At 57.7% G+C, this 24,299-nt stretch carries 19 protein-coding genes; 4 read left to right on the plus strand and 15 right to left on the minus strand.

Annotated elements, in window-relative coordinates; translation table 11 throughout:
* Positions 1–7 precede the first annotated feature (7 nt).
* From iolE to HV242_RS17000, 9 genes are all read right to left on the minus strand, one after another.
* Positions 8–898, minus strand: coding sequence for a myo-inosose-2 dehydratase (gene iolE, locus HV242_RS16960; protein ID WP_047743065.1), 891 nt, complete (start codon positions 896–898; stop codon positions 8–10).
* A gap of 14 nt (positions 899–912) precedes the next feature.
* Positions 913–2,817: a bifunctional 5-dehydro-2-deoxygluconokinase/5-dehydro-2-deoxyphosphogluconate aldolase gene (locus tag HV242_RS16965; protein ID WP_032680495.1), complete on the minus strand. Its 1,905-nt coding sequence runs from the start codon at positions 2,815–2,817 to the stop codon at positions 913–915.
* Between the two features lie 12 nt (positions 2,818–2,829).
* Positions 2,830–3,963, minus strand: coding sequence for a Gfo/Idh/MocA family protein (locus tag HV242_RS16970; RefSeq protein WP_020883047.1), 1,134 nt, complete (start codon positions 3,961–3,963; stop codon positions 2,830–2,832).
* A gap of 8 nt (positions 3,964–3,971) precedes the next feature.
* On the minus strand, positions 3,972–5,000 hold the full coding sequence (locus HV242_RS16975; RefSeq protein ID WP_014171147.1) for an ABC transporter permease: 1,029 nt from the start codon (positions 4,998–5,000) through the stop codon (positions 3,972–3,974).
* Between the two features lie 11 nt (positions 5,001–5,011).
* Complete coding sequence (locus HV242_RS16980) at positions 5,012–6,559, minus strand: sugar ABC transporter ATP-binding protein (protein WP_014171148.1); 1,548 nt, start codon at positions 6,557–6,559, stop codon at positions 5,012–5,014.
* A gap of 54 nt (positions 6,560–6,613) precedes the next feature.
* On the minus strand, positions 6,614–7,543 hold the full coding sequence (locus HV242_RS16985) for a sugar ABC transporter substrate-binding protein (RefSeq protein ID WP_020883045.1): 930 nt from the start codon (positions 7,541–7,543) through the stop codon (positions 6,614–6,616).
* Between the two features lie 31 nt (positions 7,544–7,574).
* Complete coding sequence (gene iolG, locus HV242_RS16990) at positions 7,575–8,561, minus strand: inositol 2-dehydrogenase (RefSeq protein WP_047356609.1); 987 nt, start codon at positions 8,559–8,561, stop codon at positions 7,575–7,577.
* A gap of 300 nt (positions 8,562–8,861) precedes the next feature.
* On the minus strand, positions 8,862–10,787 hold the full coding sequence (gene iolD / locus HV242_RS16995; RefSeq protein ID WP_047356610.1) for a 3D-(3,5/4)-trihydroxycyclohexane-1,2-dione acylhydrolase (decyclizing): 1,926 nt from the start codon (positions 10,785–10,787) through the stop codon (positions 8,862–8,864).
* Positions 10,788–10,798: 11 nt separating this feature from the next.
* Positions 10,799–12,304: a CoA-acylating methylmalonate-semialdehyde dehydrogenase gene (locus HV242_RS17000; protein ID WP_050737164.1), complete on the minus strand. Its 1,506-nt coding sequence runs from the start codon at positions 12,302–12,304 to the stop codon at positions 10,799–10,801.
* Between the two features lie 278 nt (positions 12,305–12,582).
* Between HV242_RS17000 and HV242_RS17005 the strand changes: the two genes are divergently transcribed.
* Positions 12,583–13,413 (plus strand): MurR/RpiR family transcriptional regulator, encoded by an 831-nt coding sequence (locus tag HV242_RS17005; RefSeq protein WP_044868301.1) that lies wholly within the window; start codon positions 12,583–12,585, stop codon positions 13,411–13,413.
* A gap of 57 nt (positions 13,414–13,470) precedes the next feature.
* Here HV242_RS17005 and guaA read toward each other — a convergent pair whose 3' ends face one another.
* Together guaA and guaB are read right to left on the minus strand one after the other, a co-directional pair.
* A complete protein-coding gene (gene guaA / locus HV242_RS17010; RefSeq protein WP_014171154.1) occupies positions 13,471–15,048 on the minus strand; it encodes a glutamine-hydrolyzing GMP synthase in 1,578 nt (525 codons plus the stop codon).
* Between the two features lie 67 nt (positions 15,049–15,115).
* Complete coding sequence (guaB, locus tag HV242_RS17015) at positions 15,116–16,582, minus strand: IMP dehydrogenase (RefSeq protein ID WP_020883040.1); 1,467 nt, start codon at positions 16,580–16,582, stop codon at positions 15,116–15,118.
* Between the two features lie 162 nt (positions 16,583–16,744).
* On the opposite strand from guaB, the gene xseA reads away from it, so the two are divergent.
* The 3 genes from xseA to HV242_RS17030 all read left to right on the plus strand — a co-directional run bounded on the left by xseA (position 16,745) and on the right by HV242_RS17030 (position 19,561).
* Positions 16,745–18,118, plus strand: a complete 1,374-nt coding sequence (xseA, locus tag HV242_RS17020) for an exodeoxyribonuclease VII large subunit (RefSeq protein WP_047743070.1) — start codon at positions 16,745–16,747, stop codon at positions 18,116–18,118.
* A gap of 72 nt (positions 18,119–18,190) precedes the next feature.
* Positions 18,191–19,210, plus strand: coding sequence for a M4 family metallopeptidase (locus tag HV242_RS17025; protein ID WP_014171157.1), 1,020 nt, complete (start codon positions 18,191–18,193; stop codon positions 19,208–19,210).
* Positions 19,211–19,561 (plus strand): protealysin inhibitor emfourin, encoded by a 351-nt coding sequence (locus HV242_RS17030; protein ID WP_020883037.1) that lies wholly within the window; start codon positions 19,211–19,213, stop codon positions 19,559–19,561.
* Here the strand turns inward: HV242_RS17030 and HV242_RS17035 are convergent.
* From HV242_RS17035 to der, 4 genes are all read right to left on the minus strand, one after another.
* Positions 19,558–19,779: a zinc ribbon domain-containing protein gene (locus HV242_RS17035; RefSeq protein ID WP_025203470.1), complete on the minus strand. Its 222-nt coding sequence runs from the start codon at positions 19,777–19,779 to the stop codon at positions 19,558–19,560. The two genes, HV242_RS17030 and HV242_RS17035, sit on opposite strands and share 4 nt — an antisense overlap.
* A 52-nt stretch (positions 19,780–19,831) precedes the next feature.
* A complete protein-coding gene (locus HV242_RS17040) occupies positions 19,832–20,866 on the minus strand; it encodes a Gfo/Idh/MocA family oxidoreductase (RefSeq protein ID WP_047743072.1) in 1,035 nt (344 codons plus the stop codon).
* 65 nt (positions 20,867–20,931) lie between these two features.
* Positions 20,932–22,473 carry a peptide MFS transporter gene (locus tag HV242_RS17045; RefSeq protein ID WP_025203468.1) on the minus strand — a complete coding sequence of 514 codons (1,542 nt, stop codon included), beginning with the start codon at positions 22,471–22,473 and terminating at the stop codon, positions 20,932–20,934.
* Positions 22,474–22,773: 300 nt separating this feature from the next.
* On the minus strand, positions 22,774–24,246 hold the full coding sequence (der, locus tag HV242_RS17050; RefSeq protein ID WP_020883033.1) for a ribosome biogenesis GTPase Der: 1,473 nt from the start codon (positions 24,244–24,246) through the stop codon (positions 22,774–22,776).
* Positions 24,247–24,299: the final 53 nt, after the last annotated feature.

Here is a 24,299-nt window from a genome sequence, read left to right on the forward strand (position 1 = left end):
CACCTCCTCAGATAAGCCCGGCGTCGCGCGCCATGCGGCTCAGGTTGTTATACCCCAGACGGGCGTAGGTCAGCGGGTGAGCGATAGCAGGATCCTGCTCCGCCTCCACCACCAGCCAGCCGTGATAATCCTGCGCCTTCAGCAGTCGCATGATGGGCGGATAGTCCACGCAGCCGTCACCCGGTACGGTGAAGACCCCACTCAGCACCGCATCAAGGAAGCTGGTTTTGCGGTTTTTGACGTCCGCCAGCACGTCGGCGCGCACGTCTTTGCAGTGAACATGGTTAATGCGCGATGCCCAGCGCTGGGCCACCGCCAGCGGATCAGCCCCGGCAAAGGTCAGATGGCCCGTGTCCAGCAGCAGGCCCACCTCTTCACCGGTATGGGTCATCAGGTTATCGACATCTTCAGCGGACTCAATGACCGTTCCCATATGGTGATGGTAGGCAATCTGCACCCCCTGCTGCTGCGTGTAGCGGGCAAAAGCGGTCAGCTTCTCACCGTACTCTTTCCAGCGCCCGTGCGGGAAGCGCGGGCGAAGATGAACCGGCGTCTGTTGCTCGCCGTGAATACAGCCGCTCACTTCGGCGAATACCAGCACCTTTGCCCCCAGTTCGCGCAGCAGCGTCAGGTGGGACTGCACGGCGGCAATCTCCTCCTCCACGCTACGCTCCAGCAGACGCCCTGAATACCAGCCGGATACCAGCTGCAGATCGTGGCGCTGCAAAATGGGGCCAAGCAGGCGCGCCTCACGCGGGAATTTATTGCCCAGTTCGAAACCGGCAAAACCGGCCTCTTTCCCTTCGCTCAGACAGGTATCCAGCGGCGTCTCCGCGCCGAGTGAAGGCAGATCGTCGTTCGTCCATGTCAGCGGGTTAATGCCTAATTGCACACTCATTGTCGTCTCCTGAATTATGCGTGTCCGCGCTCGCGCCACCAGGCGATAAGCTGCAGGTAATTGTCCCGGATGCGTGCCACCAGCTGCGCATCGTCAATATCGTGTTTCAGCCATGCACGGGACGCATCGCCAAACAGCGTGCGTCCTACGGCAAAGCCCTTCACCAGCGCGTGTCCCGAGGCGGCTTTAAAATCAGCACGAAGCTGCTCAGCCGGGGCGTCCAGCCCGAGGATCACCACGCCACGACAGTGTGGATCCCGACGTTCAATAATCTCGCTCAGCGCCGTCCAGCCATCGGCAGAGAGCGGCGGCAGTTTCCACCAGTCGGGATAAATCCCCAGGTTGTAAAAACGCGAGATGGCGCGCAGGTAAAGCTCATCGCTGCGCGGCATGCTGGCAGGCAGGATCACCTCCAGCAGCAGTTCATGACCGGACTGGCAGCAGGCGTGGTAGACCTCTGCGATTTTCTGCTCCTGCTCCAGACGCAGGCCGTGCGCATCTTCCGGATGGAAAAAGACCAGGCATTTCACCACATGCTCCTGCGGCCAGCTGATGAGCTGCGTGCCGATGTTACCGTGCTCCATCTCCAGCGGCCGGGAGCCCGGCAGCTCAATAGGGCGGCCTATCCACCACCCTTCACCGGTAATCGCGTTCAGGGCGTCCTGACCAAAAGTGCCGTCACACAGCAGACCGGCTTTGCCCTCAAGCCCTGCGCTGCTGGCCGCCTCACGGCTGGCCTGCAGAATAAGCTGCTTCAGCGCTGGGATGCGCTTCAGGGATGCCCCGCACTGCAACGCCATATCTTCCAGCTGGCTGCGATGATCGAAGGCCATCACGCACAGCTCCGGCCACTCACGGCGGCGGGTGGTGACGCGGTGCAGATGGTTCAGGCGCGCATCAAGATCGGGACGCGGCACCGACGCCGCACGCGACAGGTAGTCGTCCAGCTCAGCCTTGCTCGGCATCGCCGGGGCACAGCCGTGGCGGGACACCACCAGCGCACCACACGCGTTGGCATAGCGGCAGGCCTGCTCCCAGCCTTCGTCGTTAAGGTAGCCGCGCAGCAGGCCTGACATAAACGCGTCGCCCGCACCGAGCACGTTCAGCACCTCAACGCGCACGCCGGTCACCGTCAGACCCTCATCCAGCCGGGGTGGTATAGCGTCGGTATACACCGAACAGCCAAGCGCGCCACGCTTGCAAACCAGCGTAGCGTTACTCACGGCGCGCACGCGACCCAGCGCCTGCAGGGTATCGGTACTGCCACCTGCAATGTGGAACTCTTCTTCGGTGCCGACAATGACGTCGAAAAGGTGCAGCACCTCCTGCAGTTCACGGGTCACGTTTTCTGCGGCAATAAAGCGCGTCTCCCCGTCCCCTAATGAGGTCAGCCCCCACAGTACCGGCCGGTAGTCGATATCCAGCACCGTACGAACACCGTGACGGCGGGCATAGTTAAGCGCCGTCAACACCGCGTCACGGGTCTGAGGGTGCGAGAGATGGGTCCCGGTGATGGCAAGGCACCGTGCGGAGGCAATGTAGCGTTCATCCACATCGCTGGCCGTGATGGCCATATCCGCGCAGTTATCGCGATAAAAAATCAGTGGAAAGGTGTCCCGGTCTTTAATGCCGAGGAGCACCAGCGCCGTCAGGCGTTCTTTGTCGGTGATCAGATGGCTGGTATCGCAGCCCACCTGGTGTAATTCTTCTCGCAGGAAGCGTCCCATATGTTCATCACCGACGCGTGCCAGCATCGATGAGCGCAGCCCCTGACGCGCCGTCCCGTAGGCCACGTTGCCGGACGAGCCGCCGAGATATTTCGCGAAGCTCGACACATCTTCAAGACGGGCACCAATTTGCTGACTGTAGAGGTCTACCGCCACGCGGCCCATGCATATCACATCAAACTGCTTTTCCACGTTGATACCTCATCAGACAATGTCGTTCACGTTCAGCCAGCGGCCTTCCTGGTGTGAGAGTGCGATGGCATCCAGCACCCGCGAAACCTTCCAGCCCTCTTCAAAGTCCGGCCACATCGGCACATCAGCGGCAATACCGTCGACCAGGTCGCGTACTTCCACCGTTTTTTGATCGTTAAAACCGATACCATGGCCCGCTCCCATGCAAAACGCGCCATAGTCCGGATGTGACGGACCCACAAGCAGCGTGCGGAATCCCTGGCGGTTTACCGGGTCGTCATGCAGATAGAGCTTCAGTTCCGCCATCCGCTCCTGGGTAAAACTGATGGCCCCTTTGGTGCCGGTTATCACATACGACAGTCCCATCTTGCGCCCGCAGGCGACGCGGGACGTTTCAATCACCCCTTGTGCTCCGCCGGCGAAACGGACCATCGCGTGCGCCTGATCTTCGTTTTCAACCGCAACGTTTTGCGACGAACCGGCCTGCGCCGGGCGTTCAGGCACAACAATTTTTAAATCACCGCAGACCTGCTGAATGTCCCCGACCAGATACTGCGCCATGTTGACGATATGCGCCGCCAGGTCCCCCAGTGCACCCAGCCCGGCGGTCTCTTTAAAACAGTGCCAGTGAATGGGAGAAAGCGGGTCGGCCATATAATCTTCGTTGTGGGTACCGTAGAAGTGGATCACCTCGCCAATCTCGCCGCGGGCGATGATCTCTTTCGCCAGCTGTGCCGTCGGGTTTTTCATGTAGTTAAAACCCACCAGCGTTTTCACCCCTGCCCGCTTCGCGGCGTCCACCATTTCACGTGCGTCATGGGCATTCAGCGCCAGCGGCTTTTCCGAGTAGACATGCTTACCGTGGCGAATGGCCTCCAGCGCCATCTCTTTATGCAGATGGTTGGGCGAGCATATATCCACGACATCAATCGCCGGGTCAGCCACCAGTGCCCGCCAGTCGCCGGTTGAGCGGTTGAAGCCAAAGGCCTGCGCCCGCTCTGCCGCCAGCGCGGGCGTCACTTCCGCAACCATCTCGCGCACCAGTTTGCCGCGCAGGGTAAATACCGTCGGCGCCTGGGCATAGGCGATGGCATGCGCCTTGCCGATATACCCGGTGCCAATCAATCCAATACGAACCTCTTTCATCCTGATCCTCACAATGCGCCGCGACGGCTCTTGGCATAGGTGTCGAATGCCACCGCCAGAACGATAATTAATCCGGTGATTATTTGCTGGTAATAGGCCGAGACGTTCATCAGCACCAGACCGTTAATCAGGATCCCCATAATGATGGAACCAATGATGGTGCCGCCGATGCGTCCATAGCCGCCCATCAGCGAAGTGCCGCCGATGACCACCGAGGCGATAACGCGCAGTTCAAAGGAGATCCCGGCGACCGCTTCCGCACTGCCAAGACGAGCGCTGAGAATGAAGCCCGCCAGTCCCGCCAGACAGCCAATCAGCACATAGACACTCACCAGCACGCGTTTCACGTTGACCCCCGCCAGGCGCGCTGCCTCCGGGTTACCGCCGATGGCATAGACGAAGCGTCCCCAGCGGGTTTTATGCAGCGCCAGGTACCCGCCAAGCGCCACGATGGCGAAAATCCAGATTGGAATGGAGATGCCAAGCAGCTCCCCGCGTCCCCACCAGCGGTAACCCGGGTCGAAACCTGCAATGGGCGCGCCGTCGTTGATCACCAGCGTCAGGCCACGCCAGATGGTCATCCCGCCGAGCGTGACGATAAACGGCGGCAGGCGCAGGCGGGTTACGCCCAGGCCGTGCAGGAAGCCAATCGCCGTGCCCATCGCCAGACAAATCCCCAGCCCAATCAGCCAGCTCATGCCGCCCCAGGCGTTCGGATCAACGGTGGTGAAGTTGTCGCCCTTAATCACGTATGCGGCGGTCATGGCGCAGACCGCCAGGATGGAGCCGACAGAAAGATCGATACCGGCAGTCAGAATAACGAAGGTCATCCCCACGGCCATGATCCCGTAGATAGACACCTCGGTCAGGATGTTGAAAATATTGCGTTCAGAGAAAAAATTGCTGTTCTGCGACTGAAAGAAAATCAGCAGCAGGATCATGAAAATCAGTACCCCGAAGCGCTCGAAGAAGGCGATGGGATCGAGGCGTCCGCTGCGTTTCACCGGAACCTGCGTTTTAGAAATCATCTGCGTCATGGAAAACTCCGTTATGCCGCGTTGAGGGCGTTGTGGTTGATGGCCATCATCGTCATCAGCCGCTCTTCGTTAGCGTCGTCGCCGTGGATCTCACCAGTCACCCGGCCTTCACTGAGCGTGATGATCCGATCGGATACCGCCATCACTTCAGGCAGATCGGAGGAGATCACGATCACCGCCACGCCCTGTTTGGCCATATCAAACAGCACCTGGTGCACTTCCGACTTGGTGCCCACGTCGATACCGCGCGTCGGCTCATCGACAATCAGCACCCGAGGGTTCAGCGCCATGCAGCGCGCCAGGATAACTTTCTGCTGGTTACCGCCGGAGAGCTTGCGCACCTCCTGCGCGCTGTTGACCATTTTGATCTGCAGCGCCTTGCGGTAGGACTCAATCAGATCGTCCTCTTTGCGGGTATTCACAAACCAGCGCCACTGCATCAGAGAAGAGAGACTGGAGAGCGACAGGTTGTCGCGAATCGATAACCCCAGCACCGCCCCCTCTTTCTTGCGATCTTCCGGGACCAGCGCGATGCCCTGCTCAAGGGCGTACATCGGGTCGCGCGGTTGATACGGGACGCCGTCCAGCTCAAAGCTGCCCGAGGTAAAGGCATCCGCCCCGAACAGGCAGCGCGCCACTTCGGTGCGCCCTGCACCCACCAGGCCGGCAATGCCCAGTACTTCTCCGGCGTGGACATGGAAGCTGATGTCATGCAGGGCAATGCCGTGCGGATCCAGCGGCGGTTTTTCGCGGCTCAGCCCTTTTACTGCCAGGCGGACCGGCTTGTTTTCATGATGGGTTTCGCTGGCGGGACGACGATTAAAGGCCACGTCACGCCCCACCATCAGACGGATCAGCTGCTCGACATTGGTTTGCGCCACGGCGCCACTGCCGGTGAAACGGCCGTCCTGGAAAACGGTAAAGCGATCGCAAAGCTGGAAAACTTCGTGCAGTCGGTGGGTAACGTAAATAATGCTCACCCCCCGGTTTTTCAGCTCGCGCACCACGCGGTGGAGGCTTTCCACCTCGCTGTCGCTCAGCGCCGCGGAGGGTTCATCCATGATGATCAGCCTGGCGTTCAGCGTCAGCGCCCGGGCAATCTCGACCATCTGCTGCTGGGCTACGCTCAGACGGGCGACAGGCGTGGTTGGCGCAACGTTCAACTGCAGATAATCGAGGATCACCTGCGCCTCCTGGTTCACCGCTTTTTCGTCGACAATCAGGTTACGTTTACGCGGCTCGCGCCCGAGAAACATGTTTTCCGCGACGGTCATATTGGGCAGCAGGTTAAATTCCTGATAGATAGTGATAATGCCCTTGTTCTGCCGCTCAACCGGTGAATCATCCACCGGCAGCGTGTCGCCGTTGAACCAGATATCCCCGCGCGTTTGCGGCTGTGCGCCCGCCAGGGCTTTCAACAGCGTGGATTTCCCCGCTCCGTTCTCACCCAGCAGCGCGTGGATCTCCCCGGCACCGACGGTGAGCTGTGCGCTGCTCAGCGCCCAGACGCCAGAAAAGCTTTTTGCCAGGTCGGTCACTTTCAGTAAGGGTTGCGACATCGGTCTGCTCCTCCTTAATTGTGAGCCGCCACCTGCGCGGCGGCTCCGGATAAATCAGTTACCGGCCTCACTGATGCGCTCAGCCTGCTGCAGATTTTCTTTGGTGATAAGCGTTGGCGGGTAGTCCGCGCCGGTGATGGCTTTCTTCTCACGCACGTTGGCCACCAGCTGGCTCATCGCCGTTTGTACCGCGAAGCCCGGGCGCTGATCCGCCGTGACCGCCAGCCAGCCGTCGCGCACGCGCGCCAGCGCCTCAGGGACCGCATCAAAGCCGGTCACCAGAATTTCACCTGGCTTCACGCCCTGGCCCTGCAGCGCTTCAATTGCGCCCAGTGCCATGTCGTCATTGGCGGAGAGGATCACCTGTGGGCGTTTCGGCAGTGACGGCAGAACGCTTTCCACAATGCGCATCCCTTCAGAACGCATCCAGTTGCCGGTCTGATCGGCAACGATCTTGTACTTGTCCCCGCCCGCCTTCAGGCTGTCGCGGATCCCTTTGGTACGTTCAATGTTGGAGGAGGAACCTGGCTGGCCGGTGAGCAGAATAATGTCTGCCCCGTTGGGGAATTTGCTTTTAACGAAGTCGCCAATCGCCTGGCCGCCTTTGTAGTTGTTGGCACCAAAATGCGGCACCTTCTTCTGGCTGTCGACGGAGCGGTCAAGCGTCACAACGGGCAGATTCGCATCCTGAATTTCATCCACCGCGCTGGAGACGGCATTGACGTCATTCGGGGAGACGATGAACCCCTGCGCACCACGGGTGATGGCGTTTTCCAGGTCAGCGACCTGTTTCGGCGAGCTGCCCTGCCCGTCCAGAACCTGAAGCTTTACGCCCATCTCTTTTGCGGCTTTTACCGCGGTACGCTGCATGTGAACTTCAAACGGCATCGCCAGGTTTGGTGTACTGAAAACTATTTGCTCGTTTTCGGCCATTGCTGCCCCGGCGGTCATGGCGATAAGGGCGGCTAAGATCAGTTTTTTCATTATTATGTCTCTCTGTGTAGGGTGGTTGTGTTTAGAGGACGATCTCACGCTGGCTACGCAGGGATTCCAGCGCTTTATCCGCCAGGTACAGCGCACGTTCACCATCATCGCCGCTACAGTCAGGCGTCGCTTCGCCGCGCAGCACCGCAACAAAGTGTTCCCATTCCGCGGCGTAAGCGGATTTGTAGCGCTGCAGGAAGAAGTGTTCCGGCAGCGCGCCGGTGCAGCCCTGTTTGCCGTAGTGCTGCACCTGATTTTCAAGAATATTGCCCGCGCACAGCAGGCCCTCTGAGCCGTGCAGCTCCAGGCGCTGGTCGTAGCCGTAAGAAGAGCGGCGGCTGTTGACGATGGTTGCCATCGCGCCGGAGGCATACTTCAGTACGATAAACGCGGTATCGATATCCCCCGCCTCGCCAATCGCCGGATCCACCAGATTGCTGCCCTGGGCATACACCGACACCGGCTCTTCGCCCATGATGAAGCGCGCCATATCAAAATCGTGAATGGTCATGTCGCGGAACATACCGCCGGAAACGCGCACATATTGCGCCGGTGGCGGGGACGGGTCGCGGGAGATAATCAGCAGCGATTCGGGCTTACCGATCCGCCCGGCCTGCACCTCGGTTTTGACCCGGCGAAACTGCGGGTCAAAGCGGCGGTTAAAACCGATAAACAGCGGTACGTTGTACTCGTTAACCTCTTTCAGGCAGTCGCGCACGCGGGCAAGATCCAGGTGTACCGGCTTTTCACAGAAGATCGCTTTGCCGTGGCGGGCGGCCATCTCAATCAGATCCGCGTGGGTGTCCGTCGCAGACGCGATCAGTACGGCATGAACGTTTGGGTCGCTCATCGCGTCCTCCAGGCTCTGCAGACGAGCCTGATATTGCGCGGCGAGGCGGGTGGCAAATTCCTGATTCGGGTCGACCACAGACCAGAGCGTGGTCTCACTGTGGCTGGCGATGTTAGCTGCATGTACCTGGCCAATTCGGCCAGCGCCCAGTAAAGCAATGTTAAACATAACGGCTCCCGGTGTTGGTGAATGCTGTGAACTAACGACCCCTTAAATAAAACATTTATTTCATTTTTATAAATAGTGAAAATTATATTTTTGAGTGCGGGTTAACACTTTTGAGATGATTGAGATAAATTTTGTTATCAATCTCACAACATGGAAGAAGGTGCTACTAACCCCTCACCCCTGCCCTCTCCCCAAAGGGGCGAGGGAGAAAAGAGTGCACTACACCATCCCCTCTCCCCTTTGGGGAGAGGGTTAGGGTGAGGGGAAAATGAAATGAAAATTTCGTTACGGCGGGAAAACTTAATACTGGCGTGCTTTTTTCAGCTGCGCCTGGGTTTGCTCGGCGGCTTTGCGCACCGCAGACGATCCCGCGACCTGCGCATCACCGGTTCGCCACCATGACGCGTAATCATGGGTCATGGTTTTTGGCAGCACTTTGATATCCAGCAGCGTTGGGCCAGGATGCGCCCGCGACGCCTCCAGCGCCGCCAGCAGACTCTGCTCGTCGTGGACCCGCCACGCGCGACAGCCGTAGCTTTCCGCGTTCTGGGCGAAATCGACTTTCACCAGCGGCCCGTCAAGCCGGCCTGAATCTGGGTTTCGATGACGGTTTTCCGTACCGAAGCTCCCCATCCCGTGCCCCATCTGCAGGTTATTAATGCAGCCGAAGCTGGCGTTATCAAACAGCAAAACGGTGACGTTGATCCCCTCCTGCACCGCGGTTTGTAGCTCGGAGTGCAGCATCATGTAGGAGCCATCCCCCACCATGGCGTAAACCGGCTGATGCGGGCTGGCAAGCTTCGCGCCTATCGCCGCCGCAATCTCATACCCCATGCAGGAGTAGCCGTACTCCAGGTGATAACTGTCCGGCGTCTTCACCTGCCAGAGGCGCTGTAAATCCCCGGGCAGCGATCCGGCCGCGCCCACAACGATGGCGTTATCTTCGATATGTTGATTGATAAGCCCCAGCACCCGCGTCTGGGTCAGGCGGGTATTGAGCCCCTCACCGTATTCCGCCAGCTGCGCATCAAGGTGCCCTGCCACTTCAGGCGCATCGTCGGGATGCCACTGACGGCCCCATAAGCGCTGGCACTCCGCATGCCAGGCAGATTTCGCCTGAGCGATCTCCTCTCCCCAGTGGCTTCGGTACGCCGGGAGCGCCTGCGTTAAAGCGTGCAGCCCGGTTTGCGCATCGGCAATCAGCGCCGTGGCATCCAGTTTCAGGGCATCAAACTCGGCGACGTTCAAAAGCAGGAACTCGACGTCCGGATGGGAAAAGAGCGCTTTGGAGCCGGTGGTAAAGTCCGTCAGGCGCGTGCCGATGCCAATCACCAAATCCGCCCTGGGTGCAAGCTGGTTAGCGGCCATTCCGCCCGTCACACCGATCCCTCCCAGATTAAGGGGATGATCGCTTACCAGCGCCCCCTTTCCGGCCTGGGTTTCGGCAAACGGCAGTTGCAGCGTCTCGACAAATTCCCGAAATGCCTCATGCGCGCCGGAATAACGCACGCCCCCGCCACACACCACCAGCGGACGGCGTTTACGGGCAATCAACGCCTGTGCCTGGGCCAGACGCTGGGGGTCAGGCGGACGGCGTTCAATGTGATGCACGCGACGCGCAAAGAAGCTCAGGGGATAATCCCAGGCTTCGCCCTGCACGTCCTGCGGCAGGCAAATGGTCACTGCCCCCGTCGCTGCGGGGTCAGTAAGCGTTCGCATCGCATTTAACATCGCGCTCATTAACTGTTCCGGACGGTTAATGCGGTCCCAGTAGCGTGAAACGGGACGGAAGCAGTCGTTGGTGCTGATACTGAGATCGTGGTACTGCTCGATTTGCTGCAAAACCGGATCGGGCTGGCGGCTGGCATAGATATCCCCCGGTAACAGCAGGAGCGGAATGCGGTTCGCGGTGGCGGTCGCCGCGGCCGTCACCATATTAGCCGCGCCGGGCCCGACGGATGAGGTGACGGCAAAAATGCGCCGACGGCGATGCTGTTTAGCGAATCCGGTCGCCATATGGGCGATGCCCTGTTCGTTACACCCCTGCATCACCTGCAGGTGGCCAGGATCCTGCTCCAGTGCCTGGCCTATACCCAGCACGTTACCGTGACCAAAAATGGTCGCCACGCCCTCCACGAAGGGCGTTTCGTGCCCATCAATGGAGACATACTGTTGATTAAGGAATCTGACCAGGGCCTGAGCCATGGTCATACGTTCGGTTTGCATAAAACCTCCTGTCAGCCCAGCGTCGGCATGGAGAACGCAGCGCCAGTCTCCTGCTGCATTTCCGGCCAGCGTGCGGTGATGGTTTTCATTCGGGTGTAGAAACGCACGCCGTCGTTGCCGTGGACATTCAGCGCACCAAAGATCGAACGCTTCCAGCCACCAAAACTGTGGAACGCCATCGGCACCGGGATCGGCACGTTCACCCCAACCATCCCCGCCTGCACCTCTTCGCAGAAGCGGCGCGCGCAGCCACCGTCACGGGTAAATATTGCCGAGCCATTACCATATTCATGCCGGTTAATCAGGTCCACCGCGCTGCTGTAATCTGCAACACGCACCACAGAAAGTACCGGCCCGAAAATCTCTTCTTTATAGATGGTCATCTCCGGCGTGACGTTATCGAACAGCGTTGGTCCGACAAAATAGCCCTGCTCGTGGCCTTTCACGCTGAACCCACGGCCATCCACGCGCAGGCGGGCTCCCTGAGTTTCCCCGCTGTCGATATAACCCAGCACTTTGTTACGGTGTGCCGAGGAGATAAGCGGCCCCATTTCGTTCTCGGGCGTCTGGTCCAGACCCGGCCCGACGCGCAGCGCGGCAATCTGTTTTTCCAGCCGGGAACAGAGTTCATCAGCGGTGTTATCCCCCACCGCCAGCACCACCGACAGTGCCATGCAACGTTCTCCCGCCGCGCCGAAGGCAGCGCCCATAATCGCGTTCGTCGCCATATCCATATCGGCATCCGGCATTAAGATGCAGTGGTTTTTTGCCCCGCCCAGCGCCTGACAGCGTTTACCGTGGGCGGAGGCGGTCTCGTAAATGTATTGGGCGATCGGCGTTGAACCGACAAAGCTCACAGCCTGCACGCGTGGGTCAGTCAGCAGCACGTCAACCGACTCTTTATCGCCCTGCACCACGTTAAACACGCCGTCTGGCAGGCCGGCGTCTTTCAGCAGTTTTGCCAGCGCGAGCGCCAGAGAGGGATCTTTTTCCGACGGCTTCAGCACGAACGTGTTGCCGGTGGCCAGCGCAATCGGGAACATCCACATCGGCACCATTGCCGGGAAATTAAACGGCGTGATCCCGGCACAGACGCCGAGCGGCTGCATCAACGAGTGGCTGTCGACACCGGTGCCAACGTTAGCGGAGTGCTCACCTTTTTGCAGATGCGGGATGCCGCAGGCAAACTCCACCACTTCCAGGCCACGGGTCAGCTCGCCCACCGAGTCGGAGAAGACTTTGCCATGCTCTTCGCTGATGATGCGGGCCAGGCGCTCCATGTTCTCTTCCAGCAGCGCTTTGAAGCGGAACATCACGCGTGCGCGTTTAAGTGGAGAATGACGCGCCCAGCCAGGAAATGCCTGCTGTGCTGCGGCAATCGCCTGTTCGGTTTCCTGTGCCGTACTCATCACCACCTGGCGGATCTGCTCTCCGGTGGCCGGGTTGAAGATTGCCTGAACGCGCTGGCCTGAACCGGTGACACACTCGCCGTGAATAAAATTCGCTACCGTCTCCATCCTTAACCTCTCGCTGTTGATACGTGACTGTTACCTGCACACTATATATGAAACAAATATTCCATTTTAAGTTGAAATAAAATAAATGATGATTATTGTGATCAAGGATGGATTTTTATGTTAACAGCCACCATCACCGGTGCAGCCTGCGCTATTAAGGCATTTCAGGCGTTGAAATGCGTGAAGCTTCTGTTTCATTTTTGAGGCCAGATGGACGGCCGGCATTTAAAAGACGCGGTTTTGCGTTTAGAATCATAAAACTATGCATAGGGGGTAAAATGACCACAGCAACCAGCCTGAATGAGCTGCAGCAGCAAATCCGCGATCGCTACGATAGCCTGAGCAAGAGGCTGCAGCAGGTCTCCCGCTATGTGCTGGATAATACCAACAGCGTGGCCTTTGATACGGTCGCCGTCATTGCCGAGCGTGCCGATGTGCCGCCGTCAACGCTGATCCGTTTTGCCAATGCTTTTGACTTCACCGGTTTCAACGAGATGAAACAGCTGTTTCGCATGAACCTGGTGGAAGAGACCGCCAGCTACAGTGACCGCGCCCGGCTGTTTCGCGAAATGGAAAGTCAGGCCGTCCCGGAAACTCCGCTTGATATTTTGCAGGAGTTCGCCCGTTCAAATGCGCAGGCCCTCCAGCAGCTGGCTGCCCGCGCCGAGCCGGAGATGCTGGAGCGCGCCGTGCAGTTGCTGGCCGACGCCGACACAATCTATATCGCCGGGTTACGCCGCTCGTTTAGCGTCGCCGCCTATCTGACCTACGCCCTGAGCCACCTGGAGTGCCGCCCTATTCTGCTCGACGGAATGGGGGGGATGCTGCGTGAGCAGATCAACCGCATCAAGGCGCAGGACATCGTGGTATCGATCAGCTTCTCGCCGTATGCGGAAGAGACGGTGATGGTCAGCGAAACCGCCGCCAGCGTCGGCGCGCGGCAGATTGTGATCACCGACAGTCAGATAAGCCCGCTGGCCACCTTCAGCGATCTCTGTTTTGTGGTGAAAGAGGCGCAGGTTGACGCGTTTCGCTCGCAGTCGGCGACGCTGTGCCTGGTGCAGTCGCTGGTGGTAGCGCTGGCATATCGGCTGGGCGAAGGGAAGTAACGGAGAATAAAAAACCCCCTGCGCAAGCAGAGGGTTTGGGGTGATATCAGGGGAAAATCATTCCCACTCAATCGTAGCCGGTGGCTTACCGCTGATGTCATACACCACGCGGGAGATACCGTTCACTTCGTTGATAATGCGGTTAGAGACGCGGCCCAGGAAGTCGTACGGCAGGTGCGCCCAGTGCGCGGTCATGAAGTCGATGGTTTCTACCGCACGCAGGGAAACAACCCAGTCGTACTTACGGCCATCGCCCATCACGCCGACAGAGCGCACCGGCAGGAACACGGTGAACGCCTGGCTCACTTTATTGTACAGGTCAGCTTTGTGCAGCTCTTCAATGAAGATAGCGTCCGCACGACGCAGCAGGTCGCAGTACTCTTTCTTCACTTCGCCCAGCACACGCACGCCCAGACCTGGACCCGGGAACGGGTGACGGTAGAGCATGTCGTATGGCAGACCCAGTTCCAGGCCGATCTTACGTACTTCATCTTTGAACAGCTCACGCAGCGGTTCAACCAGGCCCATCTTCATCTCTTTCGGCAGGCCGCCCACGTTGTGGTGAGATTTGATAACGTGTGCTTTACCGGTTGCGGAAGCCGCAGATTCAATCACGTCAGGGTAGATGGTGCCCTGTGCCAGCCATTTAACGTCTTCCAGCTTCAGCGCTTCTTCGTCGAACACTTCAACGAAGACGCGACCGATGATTTTACGTTTCGCTTCCGGATCGTTCTCGCCGGCCAGCGCGTCGAGGAAGCGCTTCTCGCCTTCCACGTGAATGATGTTCAGACCGAAGTGGTCGCCGAACATATCCATAACCTGCTGTGCTTCATTCAGACGCAGCAGACCGTTGTCCACGAATACACAGGTCAGGTTTTTGCCGATTGCGCGGTGCAGCAGCATCGCGGTGACAGAGGAGTCAACACCGCCGGACAGGCCGAGGATCACTTTGTCATTGCCAACCTGCTGGCGGATACGCTCAACGGCGTCGTCGATGATTTTTGCTGGCGTCCACAGTGCTTCACACTGGCAGATATCACGCACGAAGCGTTCCAGCATGCGCATACCCTGACGGGTGTGGGTCACTTCCGGGTGGAACTGCACACCGTAGAAGCGTTTTTCTTCGTTCGCCATAATCGCAAACGGGCAGTTATCGGTGCTGGCAACGGTCACAAAGTCAGACGGGATGGCGGTGACTTTGTCGCCGTGGCTCATCCACACGTCCAGCAGCGGTTTGCCGTCTGCGGTCAGGGAGTCTTCGATACCGCGAACCAGCGCGCTGTCGGTGACGACTTCAACCTGCGCGTAACCAAACTCACGCTCGTTAGACCCTTCTACGTGGCCGCCCAACTGCATGGCCATGGTCTGCATACCGTAGCAAACGCCGAATACCGGCACGCCCGCTTCAAACACGTACTGCGGTGCGCGTGGGCTGTTCTCTTCGGTGGTGCTTTCCGGGCCGCCGGACAGGATGATGCCGCTTGGATTGAATTCGCGAATCTGTGCTTCCGTGACATCCCATGCCCACAGTTCACAGTAAACGCCCAGTTCACGCACGCGACGTGCCACCAGTTGAGTGTACTGAGAACCAAAGTCCAGGATGAGAATGCGATGTTTATGAATGTTTTCCGTCATTGACGCTAATTCCGAGGCAAGTGAAACAAATACAGAGCGCCCGGCATGAGCCGGGCGCGGAAATTTATCAGGAGCCCAGACGGTAGTTCGGGGACTCTTTGGTGATCGTCACGTCGTGAACGTGGCTCTCCTGGATACCCGCACCGCTGATGCGTACGAATTCCGCTTTAGTACGCAGCAGGTCGATGGTACCACAGCCGGTCAGCCCCATACAGGAGCGCAGGCCGCCCATCTGCTGGTGAATGATCTCTTTCAGGCGGCCTTTATAGGCAACGCGGCCTTCGATACCTTCCGGTACCAGTTTGTCAGCGGCGTTATCGCTCTGGAAGTAACGGTCGGAAGAGCCTTTGGACATCGCGCCCAGGGAGCCCATACCACGGTATGATTTGTAAGAACGGCCCTGGTAGAGTTCGATTTCGCCCGGGGATTCTTCAGTACCGGCCAGCATGGAGCCAACCATGACGGCTGCAGCACCTGCAGCGATCGCTTTCGCGATGTCGCCAGAGAAGCGGATACCGCCGTCAGCGATAACCGGAATACCGGTGCCTTCCAGCGCTTCAACCGCGTCGGATACCGCGGTGATCTGCGGAACGCCTACGCCAGTCACGATACGGGTGGTACAAATAGAGCCAGGACCGATACCGACTTTCACCGCGCTGCAGCCTGCTTCAGCCAGTGCGCGAGCGCCTGCGCCCGTTGCAACGTTACCGCCGATGATCTGCAGGTCTGGGTATTTCGCACGGGTTTCACGAATACGTTGCAGAACGCCTTCGGAGTGGCCGTGAGAGGAGTCAATCAGCAGTACGTCAACGCCCGCAGCCACCAGCGCGTCAACACGCTCTTCGTTACCTGCACCCGCGCCAACGGCAGCACCTACGCGCAGACGGCCATGCTCGTCTTTACAGGCGTTAGGTTTACGTTCTGCTTTCTGGAAATCTTTAACGGTGATCATGCCCAGCAGGTGGAAGTTCGCGTCCACAACCAGTGCTTTCTCAACGCGCTTCTCGTGCATTTTAGCCAGCACGACGTCACGGGTTTCGCCTTCACGGACGGTCACCAGACGCTCTTTCGGGGTCATGTATACGCTGACAGGCTGGTTCAGGTCAGTCACGAAACGCACGTCACGGCCGGTGATGATACCCACCAGTTCGTTATCTTCGGTGACAACCGGGTAACCGGCGAAACCGTTACGTTCGGTCAAGGCTTTCACTTCGTGCAGGGTGGTGGTTGGCAGAACGGTCTGTGGGTCAGACACGATGCCGGATTCATGTTTCTTCACGCGGCGAACTTCTTCAGCCTGACGCTCGATAGACATGTTTTTATGAATAAAGCCGATGCCACCTTCCTGTGCCAGGGCGATAGCCAGGCGCGCTTCAGTCACGGTGTCCATTGCCGCAGAGAGCATAGGAATGTTCAGGCGAATCGTTTTCGTCAACTGCGTGCTGAGATCGGCAGTATTCGGCAGAACGGTGGAATGAGCGGGAACGAGGAGGACGTCGTCAAACGTCAGTGCTTCTTTAGCGATACGTAGCATGGGCAATATCTCTGACCTGGTGGGTGGTTAAATATTGCCGTGGCATTATACAGAGCGTAACCGATTGCATCCACACTTTTTTATAAAAAAACCTTGCACTCCCCTCTCAGCAGGTTACTATCGACTGAATAACTTGCTGATTTAGAATTTGATCCCGCTCACATGTTATCCACTCAATCCCCCTCAATTTTTACTGTCAGCCGCCTTAATCAGACGGTTCGTTTGCTGCTTGAGCAGGAAATGGGGCAGGTCTGGATCAGCGGTGAAATCTCTAACTTCACGCAGCCTTCATCTGGTCACTGGTACTTCACGTTAAAAGACGACACCGCTCAGGTGCGCTGTGCAATGTTCCGCAACAGCAACCGCCGCGTGACGTTTCGCCCTCAGCATGGTCAGCAGGTTCTGGTTCGTGCCAATATCACCCTGTATGAGCCGCGCGGCGATTACCAAATCATCGTCGAAAGTATGCAGCCTGCGGGCGAAGGTGTGTTGCAGCAGAAGTACGAGCAGCTAAAAGACAAACTCTCGCAAGAGGGTCTGTTCGATCAGCAGTTCAAAAAACCGCTCCCCTCACCTGCCCACTGCGTTGGGGTGATTACGTCAAAAACCGGGGCGGCACTGCACGATATTCTTCATGTCCTCAAACGCCGCGACCCGTCCCTGCCCGTTATCATCTACCCGACCGCTGTTCAGGGTGATGACGCACCGGGTCAGATTGTCCGCGCCATTGAACTTGCAAACGCACGTCAGGAGTGCGACGTGCTGATTGTCGGGCGTGGCGGCGGTTCGCTGGAAGACCTGTGGAGCTTTAACGACGAACGCGTGGCACGGGCCATTTTCGCAAGCCAGATCCCGGTCGTCAGCGCCGTCGGCCACGAAACGGACGTGACAATAGCTGATTTTGTGGCGGATTTACGCGCGCCAACGCCCTCCGCAGCCGCGGAAGTGGTGAGCCGCAATCAGCTGGAGCTGCTGCGTCAGCTGCAGAATGGTCGGCAACGTCTGGAAATGGCGATGGACTATTTTCTGGCCAACCGGACGCGCCGGTTTACCCAGCTTCATCATCGCCTGCAACAGCAGCATCCGCAATTGCGGCTGGCCCGTCAGCAAACCGTGCTGGAGCGTCTGCGTCAGCGAATGAACGTCGCACTGGATATTCAGCTCAAGCGCGCGGTCTCGCGCCAGCAGCGTATTACTCAGCGCCTGAACCAGCAGAACCCACAGCCAAAGATTTATCGCGCGCAAACGCGTATCCAACAGCTTGAGTATCGACTGGCAGACACTATCCGCGCACGTCTTAGCACCACACGTGAACGCTTTGGCAACGCCGTGACCCACCTCGAGGCGGTCAGCCCGCTCTCGACGCTGGCACGAGGCTATAGCGTAACGACCGCCACCGACGGTAAAGTGCTGAAGCAAACGAAGCAGGTGAAAGCCGGAGATGTTCTCACCACCCGTCTGTCAGACGGCTGGGTGGAGAGCGAAGTGAAAGAGATTAAACCGGTGAAAAAAACGCGCCAGCGAAAAACCGGATAATTCTTCGTCGGTTACAAACTATACTGCTGCTATTCCCTTTTATCTGGCCTTGCCCGAACTAAGGAGAGCAGCATGTCTTATCTTCACAGCGTCATTCCCCCCTATATTCTTCGTCGCATTATCGAAAGTGGCTCTGAGCCGCAGCAGCGCTGCGCCCGTCAGACATTAACGCATGTGCAAACGCTCATGGCGCATATGCCGGGCAAACCCGCCGCGCCGCACGTCAATAAAGCCGGTCAACTGGAGCGTGATATTTACGATGCCAGACAGACGCAGGAGCTGCCGGGTACTCAGGTGCGTTATGAGGGCCAGCCGTCAAATGGCGATGTGGCCGTTGATGAAGCCTACAATTATTTGGGGGTCACCCATGATTTCTTCTGGAAAATGTATCAGCGCGATTCGCTTGATAATAAAGGCCTCATCCTGACCGGTACCGTGCACTATGGCCGGGAATATCAGAACGCCTTCTGGAATGGTCAGCAGATGGTCTTTGGCGATGGCGATGGCGAAATATTTAACCGCTTTACCATTGCCATTGACGTCGTGGCCCACGAGCTAAGCCACGGTGTCACCGAGACCGAAGCCGGGCTTATCTATTTTGAGCAGTCTGGCGCACTGAATGAATCATTGTCAGATGTGTTTGGCTCGCTGGTCAAACAGTACCACCTCAAACAGACCGCCGATGAAGCCGACTGGCTGATTGGTGAGGGGCTTCTGGCAGACGGTATTAACGGCAAAGGGCTGCGCTCCATGTCAGCGCCCGGCACCGCCTATGACGATCCTCTGCTCGGTAAAGACCCGCAGCCTGGGCACATGAAAGACTTTATCAAAACGCGCGAAGACAACGGCGGCGTACACCTGAATTCAGGTATTCCCAACCGGGCGTTTTATCTGGCCGCGAAGGCGATTGGGGGTCATGCCTGGGAAAAAGCGGGATATGCCTGGTACGACACAGTTTGCGACCGTCACCTGGCGCAAGATGCCGATTTTGAGGCCTTCGCAAAACTGACGGTTGCCCACGGCGAGAAACGGTCCGGTGGTGACGTGGCAGCTGCGATAAAACAAGCCTGGGAACAGGTGGGAGTGCTGTAAATGCAGGTTCCGGAACTCACAGATGACGCCGTCGTTGAGCTGGCCCGGGAAGGCGGCGTCGCTTTTATCCCTAAGCTAAGCGGCCAACGCACCATTACGCTTTCTTCACTCAATGAGGCCCAGCGTCAGCGCGTGGTAAGCATCCTGGAGCAGGCATTTCCACGCGGCCAGCCGCCGGGTGAACCCACCTCGCCGGGGAGTGGCGATCAGCGTTATTTTCGCATCCAGATAATCTGGACTCAGCACAATCAGGCCCAGTACACCGATATGATTGTGCTGGTGCCTGAGCAGGAAGCCCCTGAGTCGCTGGTCGAGCTATGGCAGAAAGGCGAAGGCTGCGTGTGTGATTAAGCTTCAGCCGGGACAAACTCCACGCGCTTTTTCGAAATCAGGCCGTGGCCGTTCTGGCAGAAATAATCCACCGCACCGCAGGCTTTTAAGACCTGGAGTGGCTGATGACACTCCGGGCAGCGGGCTTCGAGCGCGATATCCTTATCGCAGTGCTCACAGTGGGCGACGCCATTTTGCACTTCAAGCTCTGCGTGGCAATCCGGGCAGGTAATCGACATGATGACTCCTTTGCTGGGCATTCTGTAATACGTTGATATTAACACGCAGCACTCAGTGCGGGCCACGCAGCTGTTGCTGTAAGGTCAGCAGCAGTTCTACTTCCGCCATTCGACGGCGTGTCGTCCGGCTCACTTCTTCCGGGTCACATTCGAAAAGACTTTTCTGCCCCAGAATGCGCTCTGCCAGGCAGTGCATATAAATCGTGCCTGGAATATGCCAGCGCTGAACCCGATCGCCGTCCGTCAGCACGAGCACATCTTCTGCTCCGTGACGATCGTGGCTTATGACGCGCCCGTCATGCAGATACAGCCGTAACCCTTTTTGCCCGCCTGACGGTCCCGCATATTTGTTGAGCCAAATCTCCACCGGAATGCCACTAAGCTGCCCGCGAAGATGAGCGCGGCCCTCTGCCGTGGTGAGATCGCCCTGTTTGATCTCACGCCCAAGCCGGTCAGTAGCGGCCACCACCTGCAGCGTCATATCATCCCCGCCCCCCAGATAACGCACCGTTTCACGCAGCATCGCCAGCACATGCGTGCCGATGTCCAGGATAACGCCGTCAGGATGGCGAAGCGTGCGGGTGTCCACTTCACCCGTCGCGAAGTTAAGCGCGACAGGTTCTCCTTTTGCGTTAAACCCGCTCGGTTCCTGCAAAAAACCGTCAATTCTGGCGATATCAGCAAAAGTCCCGATCAGCCCAAGCTGAACCGTTGCGAGGCGCGCCATCCAGTGGTCAAGTGCGAGCACACGGGACGCCGCACCGGGCAACGCCAGCAGTCTGTTCAGTTTTTCGAGCTGCGCGAGCGTGGCGACGATGGGTTTTTCAACCACGATCCGCACCACAGGAGACGCCAGGGCGTGCTCCAGCACCTCAAGATGCTGCAGAGAAGCCGTGGTAATAAACAGGGTATCAAGAGGATGCGAGAGAAGTTCGGTGAGAGAGGCGCAGCGCGTTACGCCTTCAGGGTGTCTGCCTGGCTGAACATCAAAACCCAGGCAGTGCAGTGAATCGCCATACAGATTGTGTAGTGCGGGTAAGTACGCGGTTTCCACCACCGCGCCAAGACCAACAAACCCTAACAGCATCTTCTACCTCGTCGAGTAAATTACCGGGGCAAACGCCTGCCCCGGTATTGACGAGCAAGGCGTTATCAGGCGTTAGCGGCCGGTTTAGTCTGCGCATTTTCCAGCATGCGACGTACCGGAACAATGAGGACGATCAGCACCGCGGCACAAATCAGCAGCGCGATGGAGCAACGTGCGAAGAGATCCGGCAGCATATCCAGCTGGTCGGCCTTCACGTGACCGCCAATCAGACCTGCCGCCAGGTTGCCCAGCGCACTTGCGCAGAACCACAGGCCCATCATCTGCCCACGCATTCTTTCCGGTGCCAGCAGCGTCATGGTCGCCAGACCAATCGGGCTCAGGCACAGTTCCCCCAGCGTCAGCATCAGGATGCTGCCCACCAGCCAGAATGGCGACACGCCCGCGCCACCGTTATTCAGTACGTTCTGCGCAGCCAGCATCATCAGACCAAAGCCTGCGGCGGCACACAAAATACCAATAACAAACTTGGTGATACTGCTCGGACGAATGTTCATGCTGGCAAGTTTCGGCCAGGCCCAGCTGAATACCGGTGCCAACAGGATGATGAACAGAGCGTTAATCGACTGGAACCATACCGCCGGGATTTCGAAATCACCGATCATGCGGTTAGTGTAGTCGTTGGCAAAGAGGTTGAATGACGTTGGCTTCTGCTCGAAGGCGGACCAGAAGAACGCAGCGGAGACCAGCAGAATAAAACAGACCAGAAGTCTGGCACGCTCTTTACGATTCAGGCCCGCAAAAAGGAACAGGTAGATAAAGTAGAGGGCAACGGACGCCGCAATCACGTAAACCAGCACGCTGGCTACCGCAACCGGGTTAATCACAATCACACCCTGCGCGATCAGCGTAACGATAACCGCCACACCCACAGCCAGCGCCAGCAACCATGCGCCCACGCCGTTTCTTTTCACCACCGGGCTATTCCAGGTCGAGTCCAGCCCCACTTCGCTGTCATAGCGTTTCATTGCCGGAACGGCAAACACGCGGAAGATGATCAGGGCAACCAGCATCCCGATGCCACCAATGCCGAAGCCCCAGTGCCAGCCGTGAGATTTAATCAGCCAGCCGGAAATCAGCGGCGCGATAAACGAGCCCATGTTGATGCCCATGTAGAACAGCGAGAAACCGCCGTCACGACGCGCATCGCCTTTTTTATACAGCGTCCCCACCATGACCGAGATACAGGTCTTAAACAGACCAGAACCGAGCACGATGAACATCAGGCCGATAAAGAACAGGTTATCGCCCATGATGGCCGAGAGCGCAATCGACAGGTGGCCGAGCGCAATCAGGATGGATCCGTACCAGACGGCTTTCTGCTGGCCGAGCCAGTTATCCGCCAGCCAGCCACCCGGCAGTGCGGCCAGGTACATGGTGCCGGCAAAGATGCCCACAATTGCCGACGCGTTTTCACGTGCCAGCCCCATCCCGCCGTCATACACGGTGGCGGCCATAAACAGGATCAATAATGGGCGAATGCCGTAAAACGAGAAACGTTCCCACATCTCGGTAAAGAACAGCGAACCGAGCGGATAAGGGTGGCCGAAGAACGTTCGGCTTTCTTTTTGATTAACAGAGGATTGCATAATTCTCCCAGGAAGGTATGTGTCGTGCTTGTAAACACCAGCATGTACGCCGGCCAGTTACGTATCTGACCGATTTTTTACATGCGGCGAAAAGTTAGTTAACCATTTGATAACCAGTCGCTAGTTTTGTCTAGTACCGGGCCCTGGACTTTAAGATGAAAATTCGATGATTGTCTACTTTCTTAGATTTAAACTTGGTTAAAAGTGAATAGTGATTGACATCACACAGAGAGGACTGGCGGTATGAGCGGGCGAAAAAAAGCCCGCGATCAACGCGGGCTTCAGAAAGAACGGCAACGCTTATTTGCTTTTCTTAATGTGTTTAATTAAACGCTTACGCTTACGCATCTGGTTTGGCGTCAGGGTATTGCGCTTGTTGGCGAACGGGTTCTCCCCTTCCTTGAACTGGATACGGATTGGCGTGCCCATTACGTCCAGTGATTTACGGAAGTAGTTCATCAGATAGCGCTTGTAGGAATCCGGCAGGTCTTTAACCTGGTTGCCGTGAATCACCACGATTGGTGGGTTATAACCCCCGGCGTGAGCATATTTCAGCTTCACGCGACGACCACGCACCAGCGGCGGCTGATGGTCTTCTGCTGCCATGTTCATGATACGGGTCAGCATGGCGGTGCTCTGACGACGGGTGGAGCTGTCGTACGCTTCACGCACGGACTCAAACAGATTACCTACACCGCTGCCGTGTAACGCAGAGATAAAGTGCACGCGGGCAAAGTCGATAAAGCCCAGACGGAAGTCGAGCGTCTCTTTCACCTGCTCTCTCACCTCATTACTCAGGCCATCCCATTTGTTGACCACGATAACGAGTGAGCGCCCACTATTCAGAATGAAGCCGAGCAGAGAAAGGTCCTGATCGGAGATACCTTCACGCGCATCGATGACCAGCATGACCACGTTGGCATCTTCAATCGCCTGCAGAGTCTTGATAACGGAGAATTTTTCCACCACATCGGTGATTTTCCCGCGCTTACGTACGCCTGCGGTGTCAATGAGCACATACTCACGCTCATCGCGCTGCATCGGGATATAAATACTGTCGCGGGTGGTGCCCGGCATGTCGTAAACGACCACACGCTCTTCGCCGAGGATACGGTTAGTAAGTGTAGACTTACCTACGTTTGGACGGCCCACGATAGCCAGTTTGATCGGCAGATCCTGCGGGTTGAAGTCGTCTTCAGGCTCTTCCTCGCCCGCTTCGCCGTCTTCGAACTGCGCCCAATATTCGGCGTCTTCATCGATCTCTTCCGGCGGGTTAACTTCATCAACCCACGGCAGCAAAACGGTTTCCAGCAGGCTGGTCACGCCACGACCATGAGATGCCGCAATCGGGTAGATTTCGCCCAGACCTAAGGACCAGAAATCCGCAACCGCCTGGTCTGCATCAATACCGTCAGTTTTGTTCGCCACCAGGAAAGTGGGTTTTTCACGCGAGCGCAGATGTTTCGCAATAGCGGAGTCCGCCGGCATCAGGCCTGCGCGAGCGTCCACCATAAACAGAACCACGTCAGCTTCTTCAATCGCCAGCAGCGACTGTTCCGCCATGCGGGTTTCAACACCATCTTCTGTCCCGTCAATACCACCGGTATCAATACAGATGAACTCGCGTCCTTCTACTTCTGCACGACCGTACTTACGGTCACGCGTCAGCCCCGGGAAATCCGCAACCAGCGCATCACGGGTGCGTGTTAAACGGTTAAAAAGAGTGGATTTTCCAACGTTAGGGCGCCCGACAAGCGCGACCACAGGTACCATGTTTGAAGCCTCATAAAATTCAAATAAACGTCGCATTTGCGGCGTTTTTAAAA

Origin of the sequence: Enterobacter sp. RHBSTW-00593, from assembly GCF_013784105.1 — a bacterium.
GTDB classification, from domain to species: domain Bacteria; phylum Pseudomonadota; class Gammaproteobacteria; order Enterobacterales; family Enterobacteriaceae; genus Enterobacter; species Enterobacter ludwigii.